Origin of the sequence: Enterococcus sp. DIV1096b, assembly GCF_050498765.1 — a bacterium.
In the GTDB taxonomy this organism is placed as follows: Bacteria; Bacillota; Bacilli; order Lactobacillales; family Enterococcaceae; genus Enterococcus_D; species Enterococcus_D entomosocium.
In genome coordinates this window covers 463,385-481,278 of record NZ_JBMHEK010000001.1, presented here as the reverse complement: position 1 = coordinate 481,278, position 17,894 = coordinate 463,385, and the positions used below count along the sequence as shown (strand labels likewise).

Annotated in this window: 15 protein-coding genes; 2 read left to right on the top strand and 13 right to left on the bottom strand. The window is 40.5% G+C overall.

The features are described from left to right. Nucleotides 1-121 precede the first annotated feature (121 nt). The 3 genes from IGJ17_RS02250 to IGJ17_RS02240 are packed head-to-tail and all read right to left on the bottom strand — an operon-like array spanning nt 122 to nt 4,230. The gene (locus IGJ17_RS02250) at nt 122-1,672 is read right to left on the bottom strand and encodes a response regulator transcription factor (RefSeq protein WP_086299054.1); all 1,551 of its coding nucleotides are present in this window, start codon (nt 1,670-1,672) and stop codon (nt 122-124) included. Next, entirely contained in the window at nt 1,647-3,290 is a 1,644-nt protein-coding gene (locus IGJ17_RS02245; RefSeq protein ID WP_086294500.1) for a sensor histidine kinase, read from the bottom strand. Before IGJ17_RS02245 ends, IGJ17_RS02250 begins: the two co-directional genes overlap by 26 nt. 40 nt (nt 3,291-3,330) lie before the next feature. Next, on the bottom strand, nt 3,331-4,230 hold the full coding sequence (locus tag IGJ17_RS02240) for a helix-turn-helix domain-containing protein (RefSeq protein WP_060792630.1): 900 nt from the start codon (nt 4,228-4,230) through the stop codon (nt 3,331-3,333). A 120-nt stretch (nt 4,231-4,350) separates the two neighbouring features. Between IGJ17_RS02240 and IGJ17_RS02235 the strand changes: the two genes are divergently transcribed. Next, entirely contained in the window at nt 4,351-5,616 is a 1,266-nt protein-coding gene (locus tag IGJ17_RS02235; protein WP_429947016.1) for an alpha-galactosidase, read from the top strand. Between the two features lie 124 nt (nt 5,617-5,740). Here IGJ17_RS02235 and IGJ17_RS02230 read toward each other — a convergent pair whose 3' ends face one another. The 10 genes from IGJ17_RS02230 to IGJ17_RS02185 all read right to left on the bottom strand — a co-directional run bounded on the left by IGJ17_RS02230 (nt 5,741) and on the right by IGJ17_RS02185 (nt 16,656). Beyond that, the gene (locus IGJ17_RS02230; RefSeq protein WP_429961051.1) at nt 5,741-7,741 is read right to left on the bottom strand and encodes a glycoside hydrolase family 31 protein; all 2,001 of its coding nucleotides are present in this window, start codon (nt 7,739-7,741) and stop codon (nt 5,741-5,743) included. 33 nt (nt 7,742-7,774) lie between these two features. Continuing rightward, nucleotides 7,775-8,701 (bottom strand): helix-turn-helix domain-containing protein, encoded by a 927-nt coding sequence (locus IGJ17_RS02225; RefSeq protein ID WP_429961050.1) that lies wholly within the window; start codon nt 8,699-8,701, stop codon nt 7,775-7,777. Between the two features lie 137 nt (nt 8,702-8,838). Next, nucleotides 8,839-9,105 (bottom strand): DUF6171 family protein, encoded by a 267-nt coding sequence (locus IGJ17_RS02220; RefSeq protein ID WP_429947013.1) that lies wholly within the window; start codon nt 9,103-9,105, stop codon nt 8,839-8,841. Between the two features lie 4 nt (nt 9,106-9,109). Beyond that, on the bottom strand, nt 9,110-10,555 hold the full coding sequence (locus IGJ17_RS02215; protein WP_429947012.1) for an alpha-N-arabinofuranosidase: 1,446 nt from the start codon (nt 10,553-10,555) through the stop codon (nt 9,110-9,112). Between the two features lie 10 nt (nt 10,556-10,565). Beyond that, nucleotides 10,566-12,188: a glycoside hydrolase family 43 protein gene (locus tag IGJ17_RS02210; protein WP_429947011.1), complete on the bottom strand. Its 1,623-nt coding sequence runs from the start codon at nt 12,186-12,188 to the stop codon at nt 10,566-10,568. Nucleotides 12,189-12,206: 18 nt separating this feature from the next. Next, entirely contained in the window at nt 12,207-13,163 is a 957-nt protein-coding gene (locus IGJ17_RS02205) for a glycoside hydrolase family 43 protein (RefSeq protein WP_429947010.1), read from the bottom strand. A 15-nt stretch (nt 13,164-13,178) separates the two neighbouring features. Continuing rightward, the gene (locus tag IGJ17_RS02200) at nt 13,179-13,595 is read right to left on the bottom strand and encodes a hypothetical protein (protein ID WP_008376104.1); all 417 of its coding nucleotides are present in this window, start codon (nt 13,593-13,595) and stop codon (nt 13,179-13,181) included. 8 nt (nt 13,596-13,603) lie between these two features. Then, entirely contained in the window at nt 13,604-14,455 is an 852-nt protein-coding gene (locus IGJ17_RS02195) for a carbohydrate ABC transporter permease (protein WP_005227285.1), read from the bottom strand. A gap of 12 nt (nt 14,456-14,467) precedes the next feature. Then, on the bottom strand, nt 14,468-15,358 hold the full coding sequence (locus IGJ17_RS02190; RefSeq protein WP_176257025.1) for a carbohydrate ABC transporter permease: 891 nt from the start codon (nt 15,356-15,358) through the stop codon (nt 14,468-14,470). Between the two features lie 47 nt (nt 15,359-15,405). Beyond that, nucleotides 15,406-16,656 carry an extracellular solute-binding protein gene (locus IGJ17_RS02185; protein ID WP_008376109.1) on the bottom strand — a complete coding sequence of 417 codons (1,251 nt, stop codon included), beginning with the start codon at nt 16,654-16,656 and terminating at the stop codon, nt 15,406-15,408. A 317-nt stretch (nt 16,657-16,973) separates the two neighbouring features. Between IGJ17_RS02185 and IGJ17_RS02180 the strand changes: the two genes are divergently transcribed. After that, the gene (locus IGJ17_RS02180) at nt 16,974-17,864 is read left to right on the top strand and encodes an ArsR/SmtB family transcription factor (RefSeq protein WP_008376111.1); all 891 of its coding nucleotides are present in this window, start codon (nt 16,974-16,976) and stop codon (nt 17,862-17,864) included. The last annotated feature ends 30 nt before the right edge of the window (nt 17,865-17,894 follow it).

Below are 17,894 nucleotides of genomic sequence, written 5' to 3'. Positions count from 1 at the left end.
TTTCTCATCCCTTTCACTCTTGTTACACTAAGTATAACGTCGAAAATGAAAACGCTTTTATTAACAATTTTTACTTCTACTCTCTTTTTTTTACTCGCCAACCATTTTTACATGATTCGCTTCATTCATAGTCCATAATGTTGCGGTTAAACTGATATGGAGAGATTCCTACACGTTCTTTAAAAACACGGAAAAAATAATTATAGTTCGCAAATCCGCTTTGCCTTGCGACTTCATTGACACTACAAGACGAGATACTCAACAATAATTTTGCATAATCGATCCGCAACTCAGACAAGTATTTTGAAAAAGACTGTCCCCATTGCTGCTTAAACACCCTACTTAAATAGGAATAATTTAAATCAATCGCTTCGGCGCAGGTCTGCAAGCTGATCGGTTCTTTGAAGTGTTGATGAAGATAAAGAATACATTTTTTTACCGGCTCGTCAACAGGCTTAAAGACTTCTTTTTGGAAATTTTTTACACTTAATGAAATGGCTTCAAAAAAATCTGCTTCGATTCTTAGTAACGTATCGAACTGTTGATAATAATTGATTTGAATCATCGTTTCCATCGGCTGTCTAAAGCTATTACTCATCGCTAAACTGATTTGAAAATCAATTTGTGCAATTAGCTCTAAGGCCAGCGAACGTGCGACCCGTTTTTCTCTTATATACTCAAACAGTTTTTTACTATAATATTCGATGTTTTCTGGTTCGATGTATTTGGTATAAAAATAGATTTTTTTCAGATACAAAGCGATCTCATGCTGTTGAAAGACGTTTTTACTGCATTCTTGGCTTGAAAAATGCAGCAACTCATTCGGACGTGAAAAAAAGAGTAAATCTGAGATTCGTTCATCGCTCTTAAATAGTTCTAATACCTCCGACAGTTGATTGCTTACTGGGGATCGCAGGAGAAAAAGTTCAACATCTAGTAAGCGCTTAGCAGCATGGTAGCACTTGGTTTTGATCGTTTCCAAGTAATCATTGATCGCTTTATAGGATTTGATTTTTGCAAACGAGTAAAGCATAAAAAGCTTCCCATCATCAGTCACGAAAGAGAGCATTTCTATGGTTTCTTTCTTTGTGTCTAAAATCAATTGCTCTAAAACAGCGCTCACTTTTCGTTTATACTTTTCTTTGTCCCAAACATTTTTGCTGATAGAGATAGGTATCATAACAAGTCCTACCATTTTTTCAGTTACAAAATGCGGATACTGTTGCATCAAGAAGCTTGTATTTCCATGAAAAAAGTCTCGTAGAGAGGGTGTCTCGTAAGCAGGCGCAGCCATTGGCTCGTCTGTAAAAAAATTGATTTTTTTCAGCGCTTCCGAAATCACTTCCTCGCTCAATTCATGTTTCAAAAGATAGTCAACGACCCCATATTTCATGCTACCACTCGCATAATTAAAGTCGGCGTAGCCACTCATCACGATCACTTTAGTCGTGCGATCGATCAGTTCCAATTGTTCTAAAAAGGCTAAGCCATTCATAATTGGCATATTCATGTCTAAAAAAATGAGATCTACAGAATAAATCTCCAAATAATTTAACAACTCGTAAGGATTTGCCGTACTGAGTACAATTTCAAATTGAGGGAAATTTTGTAAAATAGTACTTATTTTGTTGCGTGAAATCAACTCATCATCTAAGAGGGCTATTTTCTTCATCGTCTTTTTCTCCAATCATAGGAAGCTCAATAATGACTCGGGTGTAAACCCCTAACTCTGTTTCATATGTGATCCCATAGTCTGGACCATAGTAGAGCTTGATTCGTTTATCGATATTATGGATACCAATTTTCGAATAGTGTTTTCCATTGCTTTTTTCTCGCTCGTTTATCTGTTTTATCGCTTCTTCTGTTAGTCCATTGCCATTATCTTCAACCATTAAACAAAGCTTATCTCCCTTTTTTTCTCCACTTATTTTTATTTGCCCTTTTTCGCTATTCGTTCCAACAAAATTGTGCAAAATGCTATTTTCAACAATGGGTTGCAAAATAAATCGAAGGATACGGCAAGATAAAATCGCTGGATCAAGCGCCCAATGAACATCAAAGCTATCAATATAGGCAACTTTTTGGATGGACACATAGCTTTTGACATGGGCTACTTCTTCAGACAAAGGAATCAAGTCTTGTCCCTTATACATCGTGGCATGCAACAATGATACAAGTGATTTCGAAAGATGGGCAATATTGTTAGCCTGTTGTAATTCAGCCATCCAGGTAATCGAGTTTAGCGTATTGGACAGAAAATGGGGGTTGATTTGAGCTTGTAGAAAGTCGATTTCAATTTCTTTTTTCTCTTTTTCTCTGGCTTTATTTTCTTCCATTAAAGTATTGATATTGGCAACCATCGAATTAAAGACTATACTCATTTGTTTTAATTCGTCATTTCCTTGAATCTCAACAGTGGTCGATAAGTCCTTATTCTTGACCCGCTCCATTGCTTGGTTTAATTGATCGATTCGTTTCGACAGTTTTAATATAATCAGCGTAGCCACAAAAATACTCATGCTGACGATCACGATACACAGGAAAATCATCAGTCGCAAATTCTGTGTCAACGGTCCCAAAAATGGTTTTTTGGGGAGATGGAGATGAAACCACGCTTCGACTTCTTCACTATAGAATGATTTCTCATACAAATTGGCTTGGTCTTCATCAATGGTGCCAACTTCAGCAAGCACCGTTTGCTTTTGATCTAACAAGGCGATCTGCGTCCCAGCTGGGAGGTTTTCTAATTGATCATTAAGAAACTCGCTTGTATGAAGAAATCCCACCAAGTGCCCTAGGACTACTTGCCCGACTTTGATTTCATTTTTGATATAAACAGTCGAATCATCAATTTCTCTTGCATAAGCGGCCTCATTGGTGTAACCAATCAACGTTTCTTCAACAACTGGATCAACTAACCCAAACGACATCAACCGATTTTCTTTGGAATAAATCGCCATTCCCAGCAAATAAGGTTGAAATTGATACAATGGTTCCACGATCTCCTTCAATTCCATGGTCAGTTTGATGCTCTCAAAGGTGTCTCTCGTAATCCGTGGTTGTTCACTGGCCTCTTTCAACGTGTCGTAGCCATCCATAATCAATTTATAATTGATATGATTAAGATCCGTACTGATCGTATGGATATTACGTAAAATAGAGACCTCGATCTCTTTCGCTTGGATCTCCATATTTTTATCAATGATCTTATTCGCGGTATTAGAAAAAAAGAGAATGATCAGTGACGAAGTAACGACATTCGCAATAATGATCGTTACCATAAGTTTCATTTTTATCTTCAATCGCTTCACACTTTCTAACTATCTGTCTTTACTTCATTCTTAAAAAAGCTGTATGTTCCCCTAATATATGTTGTCCTGCTTCTTCTTTGATTTGATGGGTGTAGATTTGACGATAAACTTTAGGACTCATGCCTTTTTTCTGTTTAAAGGTATTGGTAAAGTGCTGCCTACTGTTGAATCCTGCTTGAGCGGCAATTTCGACGATTGGCAGCTGACTATTGCTTAGTAAAAATGCTGCCTGCTTCAGACGCTCACTGGTGAGAAAATGGTTGACCGTCACTCCCAGTTGCTCATGAAAGAGTTTATGCAAGTAGGCTTTCGTAATCCCCACAGCCGCTGCGATTTGGGAGACTTGAATATCTTCATCAAAATGCTGTTGAATATAGTTGACCGCAGCGTTCACATAGCAATTGCCCCGTTTGGTTTCTTTCGTACGTAATGAAAAGGCTAATTCCATCAACATCCGCTTAAACAAGAGCTCGATCGTAAATTGCCGTTCAGCAGACGGTTGCTCTTGAGTATCATCGATCATTAGCAGCTGCAGCAATGACTTGATCGCTTGTCCAAATTGGCGGACATCGCGACTTTTCGCGTAAGGCTCATTCAATTGTACATTTCCTTTGATGTATGCAAAAACATCACGAACACAAAGGCCGGACGGTGTCTCACTCAGAAGAAATTCAATATTCAGTAAGGTGCAGGAATCTCCTTCAACGAGTAAGGCGTGTTCCACAAACGCGTTTATGAAAACGAAATCATTTCTTTCCAGAACAATTACTTGATCTTGCACCTTTATCTTACACTTCCCTTTGGTCACAAACATGATCTCACACGCTGGGTGTTGATGTGGATCCATGGAAAAACGCTCAAGGGCAACACTATAGTATGCTGTAATCTTCGCATAGTTTGTTTCTTGTGGAAACACCATTGATCAACTCCTTTTTCATTCGTTGACGATTTCTTTCTTTTTTATTTCTAGTAGACAAAACTTTCCCTCTCTTTTTTATTGCTTACTATACTATAAGAAAAACGTACTAGGAGGAAATCGATGTCTTTTTTACATTTTGCACAAACACCCCCAATGGGATGGAATTCTTGGGACTGCTATGGCGCTTCTGTGACCGAAGCAGAAGTGATCGCCCATGCCGATTTTATGGCAGAGCATTTGAAAGCTTATGGTTGGGAGTATGTCGTCGTGGATATTCAATGGAGCGAACCAGAAGCAAAGTCTACAAGGTACAATGATTTTTATCCGTTGTGTATGGACGACTATTCTCGCTTGATTCCTGCTGAGAACCGTTTCCCTTCAGCAAAAGATGGCGCTGGTTTCAAAAAACTTGGTGACTATCTGCATCAAAAAGGGCTGAAGTTTGGTATCCATATCATGCGCGGCATTCCACGACAAGCAGTTCATCAAAATACGCCGATCAAAGGAACGGATAAACGGGCACGGGACATTGCTATGAATTCAATCTGCCCTTGGAATTCCGATATGTATGGGGTCGATGTTTCATTGCCTGAAGGACAGCTTTATTATGATTCTTTGCTCGAATTATATGCTTCTTGGGGTGTTGACTTTATAAAGGTGGATGATATCGGCGATTCGAAAATTTACGGTGATGCCCATAAAGCAGAAATCAAAGCGATTCGCCGTGCAATCGATCGATCCGGTCGAGAGATCGTCCTTTCTTTGTCTCCCGGACCAGCTGCCCTCAAAAATGGTAGTTTCTTTCAAAATCATGCCAATATGTGGCGCTTGACGGATGACTTTTGGGATCATTGGGACGCCCTTTACGCCATGTTTGACCGAGCAGCAGAGTGGGCACCTTTCGTTCGTCCAGGTAACTGGCCTGACTGTGATATGCTACCGTTGGGTCATATCGGCATTCGAGCAGTTGATGGAGGCGGTGGTGACAGCTGGACACGTTTTACGGAAGACGAGCAATACTTATTGATGAGTTTATGGACGATCTTCCAATCTCCATTGATGTTTGGTGGTACTTTACCAGACATCGATCTCTTTACCTTACGTTTATTGACGAATACTGAAGTCTTAGAAATGTATCGAAGAATTTATACGAAAAAAGAGTTCTATCGTGATCAAGAGTGGATCATTTGGGAGGCGTTGAGCGACACAGCAGTCTACTATGCCATTTTCAATGTTTCTGATCAAACGCAAACCATCCCAAAATCGATCGCTGCTTTACTACCAATTAAAAGCGGCACTGAGTTATGGCAACAAAAAGAACAAACAATTGCCGATGCTGAGGTTCCTACTCATGGTGTCTTGTTACTCAAAAGCCCATTACAATAGTCCTCTCAATGAAAGCAACACAATGTGCCGAGCACATTGTGTTGCTTTTCTATTCATATTGTTCTTACCCTCTCAACAAGGTACCTACCAGTCTTACAAACAACTGACCGTAACCATTTCCAGCCTATACTTCATGAATCAAGTAACTCTGTTTTCCCTCTCGCAAAAAGATTGGTAAGGAATCAATTTGTGCCTGTGCGACAATCCATTGTCCACCTTCATAGATAGTTCCATCTCGAGCATCGGTCCATTTTGCTCCTGTTGGCAAATATACCTCACGCTCAGTAGCATGCGCTACAACGATGGGCGCTACTAGAATATCAGAACCATAGAGATACTGTGTTGTCAGTTCCCATGCCTGGTGATCCTCTGGAAATTCATAAAAAGTTGGGCGAATGACTGGCGTTCCTTTTTCATGAGCTGCGCGCATCAATTCACGCGAGTAGTCCCGCATCAATTCACGAATTCCAATAAATTTTTTCATAATCTCATAGTTCTTTTCCCCAAACGCCCATATTTCGTTAGCTGCTCCGGTTTGCTCTGTTTCTTCACCATCTGCCTTGAAGATTTTTTTATGGGGAGTACGTGAACCATGCAATCGCATGACTGGACAAAAAGTCCCATATTGAAACCAGCGGATCAATAAATCTTGAAAATCTAGACTTGTCACAGAACCACCATGAAATCCGCCGATGTCACTTGTCCACCACGGGATGCCTGCTAACCCCATTTGCATGCCAGCAACGATTTGGTTGCGAAAGTCTTGGTAAGTCGAATGAATATCGCCGGACCAAACCAATGCCCCATATCGTTGGCTGCCCGCCCAAGCACAACGAACCAATTTGATTGAATGTTCTTTTTGTGAGGAGGCTTCTCCCTCATCAAAACCACGAACATACTCACGGGGGTAAATATTGCCTTTTTGCAGCACACTCCCTACATAATAACGATAGGAATCATAGTCATACGTACCAAATTCTGGTTCAGCCTCATCCAACCAAAACAAGCGAATGCCGTTATTGACATAATTTTTTGATACTTTCTCCCAGACATAGTTTCGAGCTTTAGGATTTGTTGGATCATAAAAAATGTTATTCCCATGAAACAACATCTGCACATCAATGCCGCGATCCGTTTTGACTAATAAGCCTTTTTCTTTCATCTCTTGAAAATTCTCACTACGCGTGTCGATTTGGGGCCAGATCGATACCATTAGCTCGATTCCATATTTATCTCGTACTTCTTCTGCCATCGCCTTGGGGTCTGGAAAGAAATTTTCATCAAAGCGAAAATCACCACAGCGCGGCCAATGATAATAATCGATCACTAGTACATCAACAGGAATGTTCCGCTCTTTGTGTTCCCTAGCGATCGCCACTACTTCCGCTTGTGTCGCATAGCGAAGTTTACATTGCCAAAATCCTAGACCATATTCGGGCATCATAGGTGCCCGTCCTGTCACTTGGCTAAATTGTTCTTCGATTTGAGCTGGTGTCTCTCCAGCAGTGATCCAGTAATCCAATTGCTTCGTACTTTCGGCACGCCATTCGGTCGTATTTTTACCAAAAGAGACCGAACCGATTGCTGGATTGTGCCAAAAAAAGCCGTATCCTTTGTTTGATAAATAAAAGGGGATCGAAGCTTGTGAATTTCGATGCGCTAATTCTAAATTACACCCTTTTAGATCAAAAATATCCTGTTGATATTGCCCCATACCATAGATTTTCTCCTCATGATTGGCTTCGAAAGTAGCTTTTAGTTGAAAATCTCCTCCAATAATCGACTTGAAAAACCGCGCCTTTTTCAAGAGCGCACCGCCAGATGCTGCTTCTTTCAAAATCACTCCACCTTTTTGATTGTAAAAAGTGATCTTGCCATAGTTGTTCCAGCCTGACTCTTTGGTGACTACTGCGTGGATTTTTCCATTACCGATAGCTCCTACATCCCCCTCAATCGCAACCTCGGCCTTAGAATCTTGTGTTAATAATGCACAGCAGGATAAATCTAGTTCACCAGACGGTGCACTCACCACCCGCAAACTGTTCGTGCCCCAAGCAATAATGCGCACGACTTCATTTCCATTTTGAAATTCGAGGTAATTCTCACCTATTGAAAAAAACGACATTTTTGAACCCTCCTTTTTTTCAGTATAGCTGGATTACAGAGGGCTATCCTTCAATTTTATGGCGTGTTCTATCGTAATCATGTCATTTTTCCGATATTGTGTAGGGGTCTCACCAAACATCTTTTTGAAGCACACAGAAAAATGATTACTATTACAAAAACCGACAGCTTGAGCGATCGCCACCATGGTCAAATCAGTCTCTCGCAACAATTCTGCCGATCGGATCAAGCGATAATGATTTAGATAAGCCATTGGGGAAGTTCGAAATGATTGTTTAAAAAATCGTGTAAATTGCTCTTTACTTAAGGAAACAGAATCGGCCAAATCTTGTAATTGGATCATTTCATGATAATTACTATGAATATAAGATAAAACTATTTTTTCCCGTTTTTCTTGGAGGCGCTCGCTTGATTTTTTTGCTGGCTGGTCGGTCCCAACTTCTAATAGATATGACAAGAGTTGGATAACAATCCCTTTCAGACGTAATTCACGATAGGACGATTTCCCCATAAAGCATTGATCAAATAGTTGAAACAAGGTGAGACTTTGTTGACTTTTATCTGGAAAATCCACATAAGAAGTAACACATTCTTGTATCAAAAAAGGATCGATTTGTTGGCTTTGAATTCTATCTGATTGCCGACTCGTAATTAATTTTTCAGAAAAAACGATACATGAAAAACGGCAGCTTTGTTGTGCGATTCGATAGGCAGTGTGTAAAGTATTGGGAGGAATCAGTACGATCGTATTTGCTTTAATCTTGCGTGAGACTCCATTAACGACTAATTCTAGCTGTCCTTGATGGACACATAAAATTTCGATTTCTTTATGCCAATGTGGCACAAAAAAGAATTCTCGCCAAACACTCACTAAATTAGGATAATATGCTAATGGGAAATCTTCCGTGCCATGATTCGCAGCTTCATAATAAGTAAGCGCTGCGGGTTGATTTATTTTCATTGAATCACTCGCTCACTTTCCACTTTATTAACATTGTTTTTCGTTTTATCATAGCGTATCTACAACGTTTATGTAAGCGTAATCGAAAAAATATTTTATCTGTTGATCCTTCTGACCAATTGAAACAAACAGGACAGCTACTTGACGAGCTGTCCTGTTTGTTCCCACATTCCTGCAGGACAGTTTTTCTTAGCTAAATTTGCGCGAAACTGATAAAAGCAGCCGCATTTTGTACAGGTATGATTCAATCGCAGTGGACAGATCTCACAAACAGCGATTCTCCTACTGACGATCTCCGGCGAAGCCAAGTCGCTTTCTAAAGAAAGTTGTTCTGCAATCAAGGATTCAATGTCTTCCTGTGCTGCTGCCGCAGCATCTTTCACTTCGCATCCTTTACAAGTCATGGGTTCAGACTGTCAATGAGATCGTGAGAACACTCATTGCTGGCACCCGCAAGCTGACTTTGTTCTCTTCAACATCGTAAGCGGTGAAGTCTTGGATCACCACATCTTCAGGATGATCAAAATCATTGTGTGCGTTCATTTTGTCCCCCACGATATAACGAGCTTCTTTCACTTCATTGACCGCTGTTTCAAGGGAGAAAGATAATTCTTCCGTGCCTTGGGTAGCAAAATTACAAACCGATAGATGGATCGTATCTTCTTTTTTCGAAATCGTATACGTAATGGTATCGCTGCTGGTTCCATGGCTATCAATGGTTTCAGCATCTTGATGGACTTTGTACAAATCAAAGACATGATAGCTTGGGGTTTTCACCATTTGTTCGCCATCTGTCAAAATCATCGCTTGCAGGACATTGACGGTTTGTGCGATATTTGCCATATGCACTCGCTTAGCATGTTTATGGAAAATATTCAAGGTGATCGCTGCGACCATGGCATCACGGATCGTATTTTGTTGGTATAAGAAGCCTGGATTGGTCCCAGGTTCCGCTGAGAACCAAGTGCCCCATTCATCAACAATGATTCCCACACGCTGTTCTGGGTCATACTGGTCCATGATCGCGCTGTGGCGGGTCAATAATTCATCCATGTAGGCTGCTTTTTCACAGGTCACTTGCCACTCTGCCTCATCAAATTCCAAGGCGCTACCTTTTTCTTCCCAGCCCTGCGGATGAACGTAGTAGTGCAAGCTTAGGCCGTCCATCAACCAATGGGCGTTTTTCATCAGCGTTTCTGTCCAATGATAGTCTGCGACATTCGCTCCGCCGGCGACTTTGTAGATTTTTTTGTCGCCGTATTGGCGGACATAGGTTTGATAGCGGCGATACAGATCCGCATAATACTCTGGCCGCATATTGCCGCCGCAGCCCCAGTTTTCGTTTCCTACGCCAAAAAATTTCATTTCCCACGCTTCTTCATGGCCATTTTCTCTGCGAAGATCAGCCATCGGAGAAATGCCATCCATCGTGATGTATTCCACCCATTCCGACATTTCTTGCACCGTTCCGCTGCCGACATTGCCGTTGACATACGCATCACATTCCAGCTGCTTGATCAATTCAAAAAATTCATGGGTCCCGAAATGATTGTTTTCAGTCACGCCGCCCCAGTGGGTGTTGACCATCGTTTTGCGGTTTTCTTTAGGACCAATCCCGTCTTTCCAATGGTATTCATCGGCGAAGCAGCCGCCTGGCCAACGTAGCACAGGGATTTGAATGTTTTTCAGTGCTTCAACCACATCAATCCGCATCCCATTTTTATTTGGGATCGGCGAATCTTCTCCAACGTATAATCCTTCATAGATACAACGGCCTAGATGCTCTGCAAAATGACCGTAGATATATTTACTGATCGTTGTTCCTGATTTTGTGTTTTGAATGTTAATCGTCATTGTTATACTCCTATTCTTTGATTCCCCAAATGGATTCATTATTATCGCCAATCGTTGAAAACGTTAATTTTTGCTGCTCAAATTCTGTTATTTCCTGACTTAATAAGATACCTTTGAAGGTGGCTTCTTCAAAAGTCAATGCCAAGTATCCCGCATCGTACGTCCAAGTTCCGGTCAAGTCACCAGTAATGCTTCCATCTTTTTGAAGCTCGATTGTCTGCGTTTTTAGCATGGTCGTTCCATTATCGGTACCATGGTTAATGATTTCATAGCGCCCGATAATGTCATCTTCTGACAAAGCATCTGCTACTTGTTCATTGCCTCGATACTCGTAGGGTGCTGGAACTGGCCAGCCCTCCTCATTCATATACATTCTGTTGACCCGTACTTCATGGGCTTCGGTTCCATTGTTAAAGCGCGTATGGTACACCAAGGACCACTGACCATTCTCATCGATGATCGCCGAATTGTGTCCCGCTGCTCGATACCCCATTTGTTGAAACGAGAATTGGTAGTTGCCAATCAATTTGATGCCGTAGTTTGAATTTTGGTCCCCTTGTTCGAAGATTGGGCTATTTCCTTGGGCATCAAGGTAAGGTCCTTCTGGTTTTTCAGCGCGAAATAGTCGCATATTGTAACCACCTTTTGCTGCTAAACCACCATAAGTGACGAACAGGTAATAATAATCGGTTTCCTCATCATAAACAATATAGGGACCTTCTCCTGATTGATGATAGCCGCCAAAAAGCTTGATCCCGAAATAGCGATCAATGATACGCCCATCTTCCGTCGTGCTATCTTCCCCAGGATACATTGGTTTTCCAGTGGCTGGATCAACTTCTAATAAAAAGATACCGCCAGACCAAGAACCATAGGTCATCCATAGTTTCCCTTCTTCATCATAAAACAACGCTGGATCAATGGCGTTTGGCGCATAATCGGTGTTATACGTCAGACCATCTTCGATCGCCCAGTTTTCACTGAACCCACTGATTTTCCCCTCTTTGATCAATTTCGCCAAATGGGTATTTTGATAGTTGGTATTGCGTTCACTACCATCTGTCGAATCTTTTTCTGTAAAGCCAGAATAGACCACGGTATCCGCATAGCTATAGGGTCCTTCGATTGTTTTAGCTACGGCCAATCCAATCGCTGAACGCCGCCACGTAGAACTAGCTGAGTAGTAGAGCATATAGGCTCCTTTGTCTCCATTTGTCCATTCATAATCAGCATTCCAAATGACATCTGGTGCCCAAAGGCTGTAACCACCTTTTGAATCGGCATCATCGTAGCCTGCCCATTCAAAAGTCTCAGCTAGATTTTCTTTTGTGTTACCATAGATCATATTGTCTTCCATTGATTCATATTCGTGAGTGAAAGGTACTTCCCAAGTTTGTAAATCTTCTGTTTTCGCTTGGGCGAGATGCGAACCAAATACGTAAAACAGCTCTTGGTCACCAACATGAATAGAAGTAATCGATGGGTCATGAATCGACACTCGATTTTTTGTCGTTGTTTCCCACTCCTTTTGTGAAAGTTGCTCAGCAGCATCTCCTGTTTGACAGCCAGCAAGAAATAAACTAGTAAAAAAAACGGACATGGTTAAACAGAGCATTTTTCTTTTTGTATTCATTTTTTCCCTCTCTTTTATCTATCCTTTGACTACACCGGGTTCGCCAAAATCAGGCAATCCATTTTTCTTCCAAGTAAACGGTTGGACGTACGCATGTCGATTGGGATTTTCTAAAGGATTACTGTAATCATTTTTTTCTGGTCTTGCATGATACACTAAGATATCTTGTTTCCCTTCCTCATCGACTGTAAAGGAGTTATGTCCTGGTCCGTATAGGGAATTTTGTTCAGAACTTGAAAAGACTGGTTCCTTCAACTTATGCCAAGAATACCCATTCAATAGATCACTATCCTCATCTGCCCACAACAGTCCCATCGCGTAGTTTTCATCCGTCGCACTGGCTGAATAAGTAATGATCACTTTTCCATTTCTAATCAAAGCAGCTGGAGCTTCGTTCACTTTGAAGCCGATTTTTTCCCATTCATAATAAGGAATGCTCAGCAGAATCTGCTTTCCTTGCAATGTCCAAGGATTTTCCATCTCTGATAAATAAAGATTGGAATTGCCTGGAATGTTTGGATCTGCTTGTGCCCAGACATAATACAATCGGTTCCTGTGTTCAAATACCGTAGCATCTAAACTGAAACTCTCAAATTGCGTCTCGATCTGTCCTTTTTCTACCCACTCGCCTGCAAAGGGATCTTCATTCGCATTTTCGATCGCAAACATCCGATGATGATGCTGATCATTTCTGACTTCTCCATGATCTGCAGCAGCAAAATAGATGTACCATTTTCCTTGAATAAAATGAATCTCTGGTGCCCAGATCAGCTCACTCATGGGGCCTTCGGCATGAGCCGTCCAGATGACTTTCACTTCATTGTCAGCCAGACCTTTCAAGGTTTTCGCACGCCTTAATTCGATTTCCTGATACCCTGGTTTTGATCCAGTGAAGTAATAATATCCATCGGTATGCTTGTATATCCATGGGTCTGCACGTTCTAATACAATCGGTTCCAAATAATTTTCTGCCATAAATTCTACACCTTCTTAAAAAATTCCATTTTCCGTTTTTAGTATTTTTATTGCTTTGTTTTTAGACATATACATCGTCGTAGCTAGTAAATAGAGGACGACACCGATCACATCATAGATGATCAAATGGATGATGACACAGGCGATCATCCAACGTATCGTTCCTTTGTTTATTTGTTTGTCTCGCATATTCTTCGCGTTGATCCAACTGATAACGCCCATCAAAATCGTCGCTAACGCAACGATCATAACTACCTTCGATATCATTCCTACCAGACTTGACTGCAAGTATTCATACTGATTTTGATTTTGAAATGCTGCGATCCCTTGTTCTTCAAACCAAGGATAATACCCAAACATCGTTACGAGACCAATACAGACATCCCAGACCGCACTGGCACGTAGTAAATTTCTTTCCAATTTTCGATTCATGATCTTCACTATCCTTTTATTCCTGCATTTAAGTTCATAGATTCAATGAAGTATTTTTGAGCAAATAGAAACAGCATGACGGTTGGAATGATCGCAATCAATGCCGAGCCCATCAATTGACCAATCATTCGGTAGTTGCCATAAATGTCTTGTAGTAATAGCAAACCGGCTGTAATCGGCATCTTACTAACATCCGTATACACGATCACTGGCCACAAGAAATCATTCCATGAGCCTGTGAAAGAAAAGAGGCCTGCAACGATCAACACAGGTTTGATCAAAGGAACGATGATCTCTGCAAAAATTGTAAATTCATCTGCACCATCCATTCGTGCTGACTCGTCAAATTCAAGCGGGATACCTTTCATAAACTGTCGCACAAGAAAGATATTTCCCATCCCTGCTAAGCCTGGAATGATCATAGCAAGAGAAGAGTTGACCCAGCCGAAGGTTTCAATGATTTTGTAAGACGGGATCAAATTCACTACACCGGGAAACATCGAGATCCCCATCAAAAGATAAAAGATACGATCACGGTATTTAAACCGCATTCTGCCATAGCCATAAGCGGTCACTGAAACAACGATCACAACTAAAACAGTGTGCGTGACTGCGATAAACATTGAATTCCATAACCACTGCATAATTGGTGCAGTAGACGTATTAGTCAAAATCGCTACATAGTTATCTAATATCCAGTTTACGGGTAATAAACGAAACCCAGTAGAGACGATTTCGGTTTGAGAACGAAAAGAAGTGGCGAAGCTAAAAATCAGTGGAATAACCCAGATGATACATAAAACGATCAGAAACAAATATGCGATGACCATACTAGGTATATGTTTCTTTTGTGTATTCATTTTTTTGCCCCCTTAAGTATTGCTTCTATCTAAAAGAAAATATTGAAATACGGACACACACATAATGATCAATCCTAAGATGACTGCCATTGCCGAAGCCATTCCGGCAATTGATTCTCCTTGACTAAAAGCCAGTGAGCGGATATACATCATCAATACAGTCGTGCTTTGGTTTGGACCTCCACCTGTCATCATCAAAGGCTGTGCAAAGACATTAAATGCTCCAGCAGTTGTCATCACGATCGTATATAACAGTGGAAAGCGAATAGATGGCAAGGTCACATTCAAGAATTTTTGGAATGCTCCAGCTCCGTCGATCTCTGCCGCTTCATAAAGGTCTTCATTGACACCCGCTAAAGCTGAGCGATAAATGATCATGTTACCACCGATCGCTCCCCAAATGCTGACAACAAAAATCAAGATCCATGCATAGGGTTGTCGCGAAGCCCAAGAGAAATCGAACCCAAAAATATTATTGATGGCACCTAATCGAGAGTGGAAAATCAATGACCAGATCAAAGAACCTGCTGAAACAGAGATAAGACCTGGAATATATAGAATTGCTTGAAAAAGTCCTTTCAGCTTCACTTTTTTATGTTGCAATGCAGCTGCAATCATCAGTGGAATGATGATTTGTAACGGCACCATGATCAAAACGAAAATAAAGGTATTTTTCAAACCATTCCAAAATTGGGTATAGAATGTCGAGGAACTATCAAATAATAATGTTTTATAGTTGTTAAAACCGACCCAGACTGGATCAGAGATCAAATTCCATTGCGTAAATGAAGCATAAATACCATAGATCGTTGGAATACATACAAAAATAATAAAGAGTACCATGTGTGGTCCAATGAATGCGATCGATGCCCAGTTAATGCTCTTTTTTTTCATTCCTTTCATTCCCTTCTAAAAATTGGAAAAGGGGATAGAATTATCCCCCCCTTCACTTATCTAGCTACTTCTGCAATCTTATCTTCGACATATTGTTGCATCGTTGCTAATCCTTCATCCATATCTAATTCACCGTAAGCGATATCTGTACTATAAACATCTAATGCTTCTAAGACATAAGAGAAATAAACGTAGTCAAAGATGTAAAGTGTTTCTTCTTCCTCTGGTGTAGAAGTAAAGAATGATTGTGGGTATTGTTGGTAATCATCACTTTCTAAAATATCTTTACTTGCAACGATTTGACCGGCTTTTGCCCATTCGATCGAGTTTGTACGAACGAATTCTAAAAATTGTGCGATTACTTCTTCTTTTTCTTCTGTTCTGCTTTCACTCTTCAACATGCCAAACATATGAGAAGCTGCTCGGTTAGTTGCGATGTCATCTGAAGTCGAATAAATATTTGTTACGCCCCAATTCAAGCCCTCAACCGCATCATGAGCGGTGGAAGTCCAAGTACCATCTGTTGATAAGAGTACGTTTCCGCCTTGGAACATCAAATACCCATCTTCTCCATAAGGTGTCATCAAACCTGCATCTGTTAACGCTTTAATTTTTTCTAACGCTTCTTTCATTTCTGGCGTATTCACCGTCGGGTTCCCAGCATCGTCAGAAATTGCGCCACCTAAGTTACGGATTTGCGCTAAGATAACCCAAGAAAGTAACGCATTATTTACGACATAATCGCCTTCTTCCATCTGCCCTGCTAATGACATCATTTCATCAAACGTCACGATGTTATCGTCTAGCCAAGAAGTGACATTGTATTTTTCTAAAAGATCTTGATTGTAATACATGGCACTGGCATGGATATCTAATGGGATCGTATATTGAGTATCGCCGATTTTTCCTGCATTCCACGCTGTATCTAAATAATTGCTTTCTTCTAACTCAGGTTGATAAGAAACCAGACGATCAACCGGATCAATAATATCGGAATTGACAAATTCCTCTACTTTATAAGAATGCATCAAAGTCAAATCTGGAATCCCACTTTTAGAACTAACAACCGTACTTAATTTAGTATACATATCAGACGTGATCACATGATTGATTGTATAATCGGAACCTGATTGTTCATTGAATTCATTTACGATCTGATCCATATAAGCGCCATCATCACCAGTAAGGGGTGACCAAAAATTAATCGTGTATTTTTCTTTTTCCGCTGCCTGATAACGATTAAAACCAATAAGGGCAACTGCAACGACTGCAACTAAAGCACCAATAATAATAAGTTTCTTCTTCATGTTTTTCCCTCTTTCATAGAAATTGAATTTTGGTCTTTGAAGCCGAACACACGCCTATCCTCCTTCTCTTATTTGCTATCCCAGCATTTATAATTGCATTATTCATTTCTAGCGTTTGCAAACACTTTCAATTTACAAATAAATCATAACTTGATTTGTAATCGCTGTCAACAATATTTTGATTAATTTATCAAGGATAATATCTATATTAATTAATAAATATATTAATAACTAGCGAAATAAACAACGCTATTTACACAAATTAGCAAATATGTTAACATTCAAGTAAATCAAACAGTTTAAGCGGAGGTGACACGATGCAATTAGAAATCAATCAAGAAGCATTGCCTGTCTATGAGGCACTTGCCAGTAACGTGCGAATCAAAATCATTCAATTGCTGGCTAAAAACAAGATGAATGTCAAAGAGTTGGCACAAGAGTTAGGCTTAAGCAGCGCTATCATTACGATGCATATCAAAAAATTAGAAGAAGCCAAAATCATCAAAACAGAGCGTGTAGGGCAAAAAAAGATTTCCAGTTTGAGAGTGGATCATATCGATATCAACTTTCCTGAGAAAATCTTTAATGCCTTTGATACGAAAGAAACGGCGATACCGATCGGTCATTATACAAATTATTCGGTAGAACCAACGTGCGGGCTTGCTACTTCAGCTGATTTTGTGGGAATGGTAGATGAACCGAAGTTTTTCATGGATCCCCGACGAATGGATGCCCGCATCTTGTGGTTTACGAAAGGATTTGTCGAATACCAATCGCCAAACTTCTTAGCAAAAGAAGAAAAACTCGAAATGATGGAGATTTCAATGGAAGTTTCGTCTGAATTTCCTTTTTCCAATAACAACTGGCCTTCAGACATCACCTTCAGCTTAAATGGCGTGGAGCTTGGTACATGGACTAGCCCAGGGGATTTTGCAGACATTCGTGGAAAGTATACACCGGATTGGTATCCAGACAATCTTAATCAGTACGGGTTATTGAAGACGATCCGCATCATGGATCATGGAACCTACATGGAAGGTGTTCCTCTTTCCGACATTACGATCAAGGATATACCTGCCTACGAAGATACGTGGCATTTAAAAGTGGAAGTCAAAGAAGATGCCGAGCATGTCGGCGGTTGTACCCTCTTTGGCAAGGGGTTTGGGAATTACGATCAAGATATCAAACTAAAAATGTTTTATAGCTAAAAAAAACGCTAGTCTTAGCGGCTGACCTAA

Bases quoted from the DNA above. Each gene is read 5' to 3' on its own strand.
- IGJ17_RS02250 (WP_086299054.1), bottom strand. From the start codon at position 1,672: ATGAAGAAAATAGCCCTCTTAGATGATGAGTTGATTTCACGCAACAAA.
- IGJ17_RS02245 (WP_086294500.1), bottom strand. From the start codon at position 3,290: ATGAAACTTATGGTAACGATCATTATTGCGAATGTCGTTACTTCGTCA.
- IGJ17_RS02240 (WP_060792630.1), bottom strand. From the start codon at position 4,230: ATGGTGTTTCCACAAGAAACAAACTATGCGAAGATTACAGCATACTAT.
- IGJ17_RS02235 (WP_429947016.1), top strand. From the start codon at position 4,351: ATGTCTTTTTTACATTTTGCACAAACACCCCCAATGGGATGGAATTCT.
- IGJ17_RS02230 (WP_429961051.1), bottom strand. From the start codon at position 7,741: ATGTCGTTTTTTTCAATAGGTGAGAATTACCTCGAATTTCAAAATGGA.
- IGJ17_RS02225 (WP_429961050.1), bottom strand. From the start codon at position 8,701: ATGAAAATAAATCAACCCGCAGCGCTTACTTATTATGAAGCTGCGAAT.
- IGJ17_RS02220 (WP_429947013.1), bottom strand. From the start codon at position 9,105: ATGACTTGTAAAGGATGCGAAGTGAAAGATGCTGCGGCAGCAGCACAG.
- IGJ17_RS02215 (WP_429947012.1), bottom strand. From the start codon at position 10,555: ATGACGATTAACATTCAAAACACAAAATCAGGAACAACGATCAGTAAA.
- IGJ17_RS02210 (WP_429947011.1), bottom strand. From the start codon at position 12,188: ATGAATACAAAAAGAAAAATGCTCTGTTTAACCATGTCCGTTTTTTTT.
- IGJ17_RS02205 (WP_429947010.1), bottom strand. From the start codon at position 13,163: ATGGCAGAAAATTATTTGGAACCGATTGTATTAGAACGTGCAGACCCA.
- IGJ17_RS02200 (WP_008376104.1), bottom strand. From the start codon at position 13,595: ATGAATCGAAAATTGGAAAGAAATTTACTACGTGCCAGTGCGGTCTGG.
- IGJ17_RS02195 (WP_005227285.1), bottom strand. From the start codon at position 14,455: ATGAATACACAAAAGAAACATATACCTAGTATGGTCATCGCATATTTG.
- IGJ17_RS02190 (WP_176257025.1), bottom strand. From the start codon at position 15,358: ATGAAAGGAATGAAAAAAAAGAGCATTAACTGGGCATCGATCGCATTC.
- IGJ17_RS02185 (WP_008376109.1), bottom strand. From the start codon at position 16,656: ATGAAGAAGAAACTTATTATTATTGGTGCTTTAGTTGCAGTCGTTGCA.
- IGJ17_RS02180 (WP_008376111.1), top strand. From the start codon at position 16,974: ATGCAATTAGAAATCAATCAAGAAGCATTGCCTGTCTATGAGGCACTT.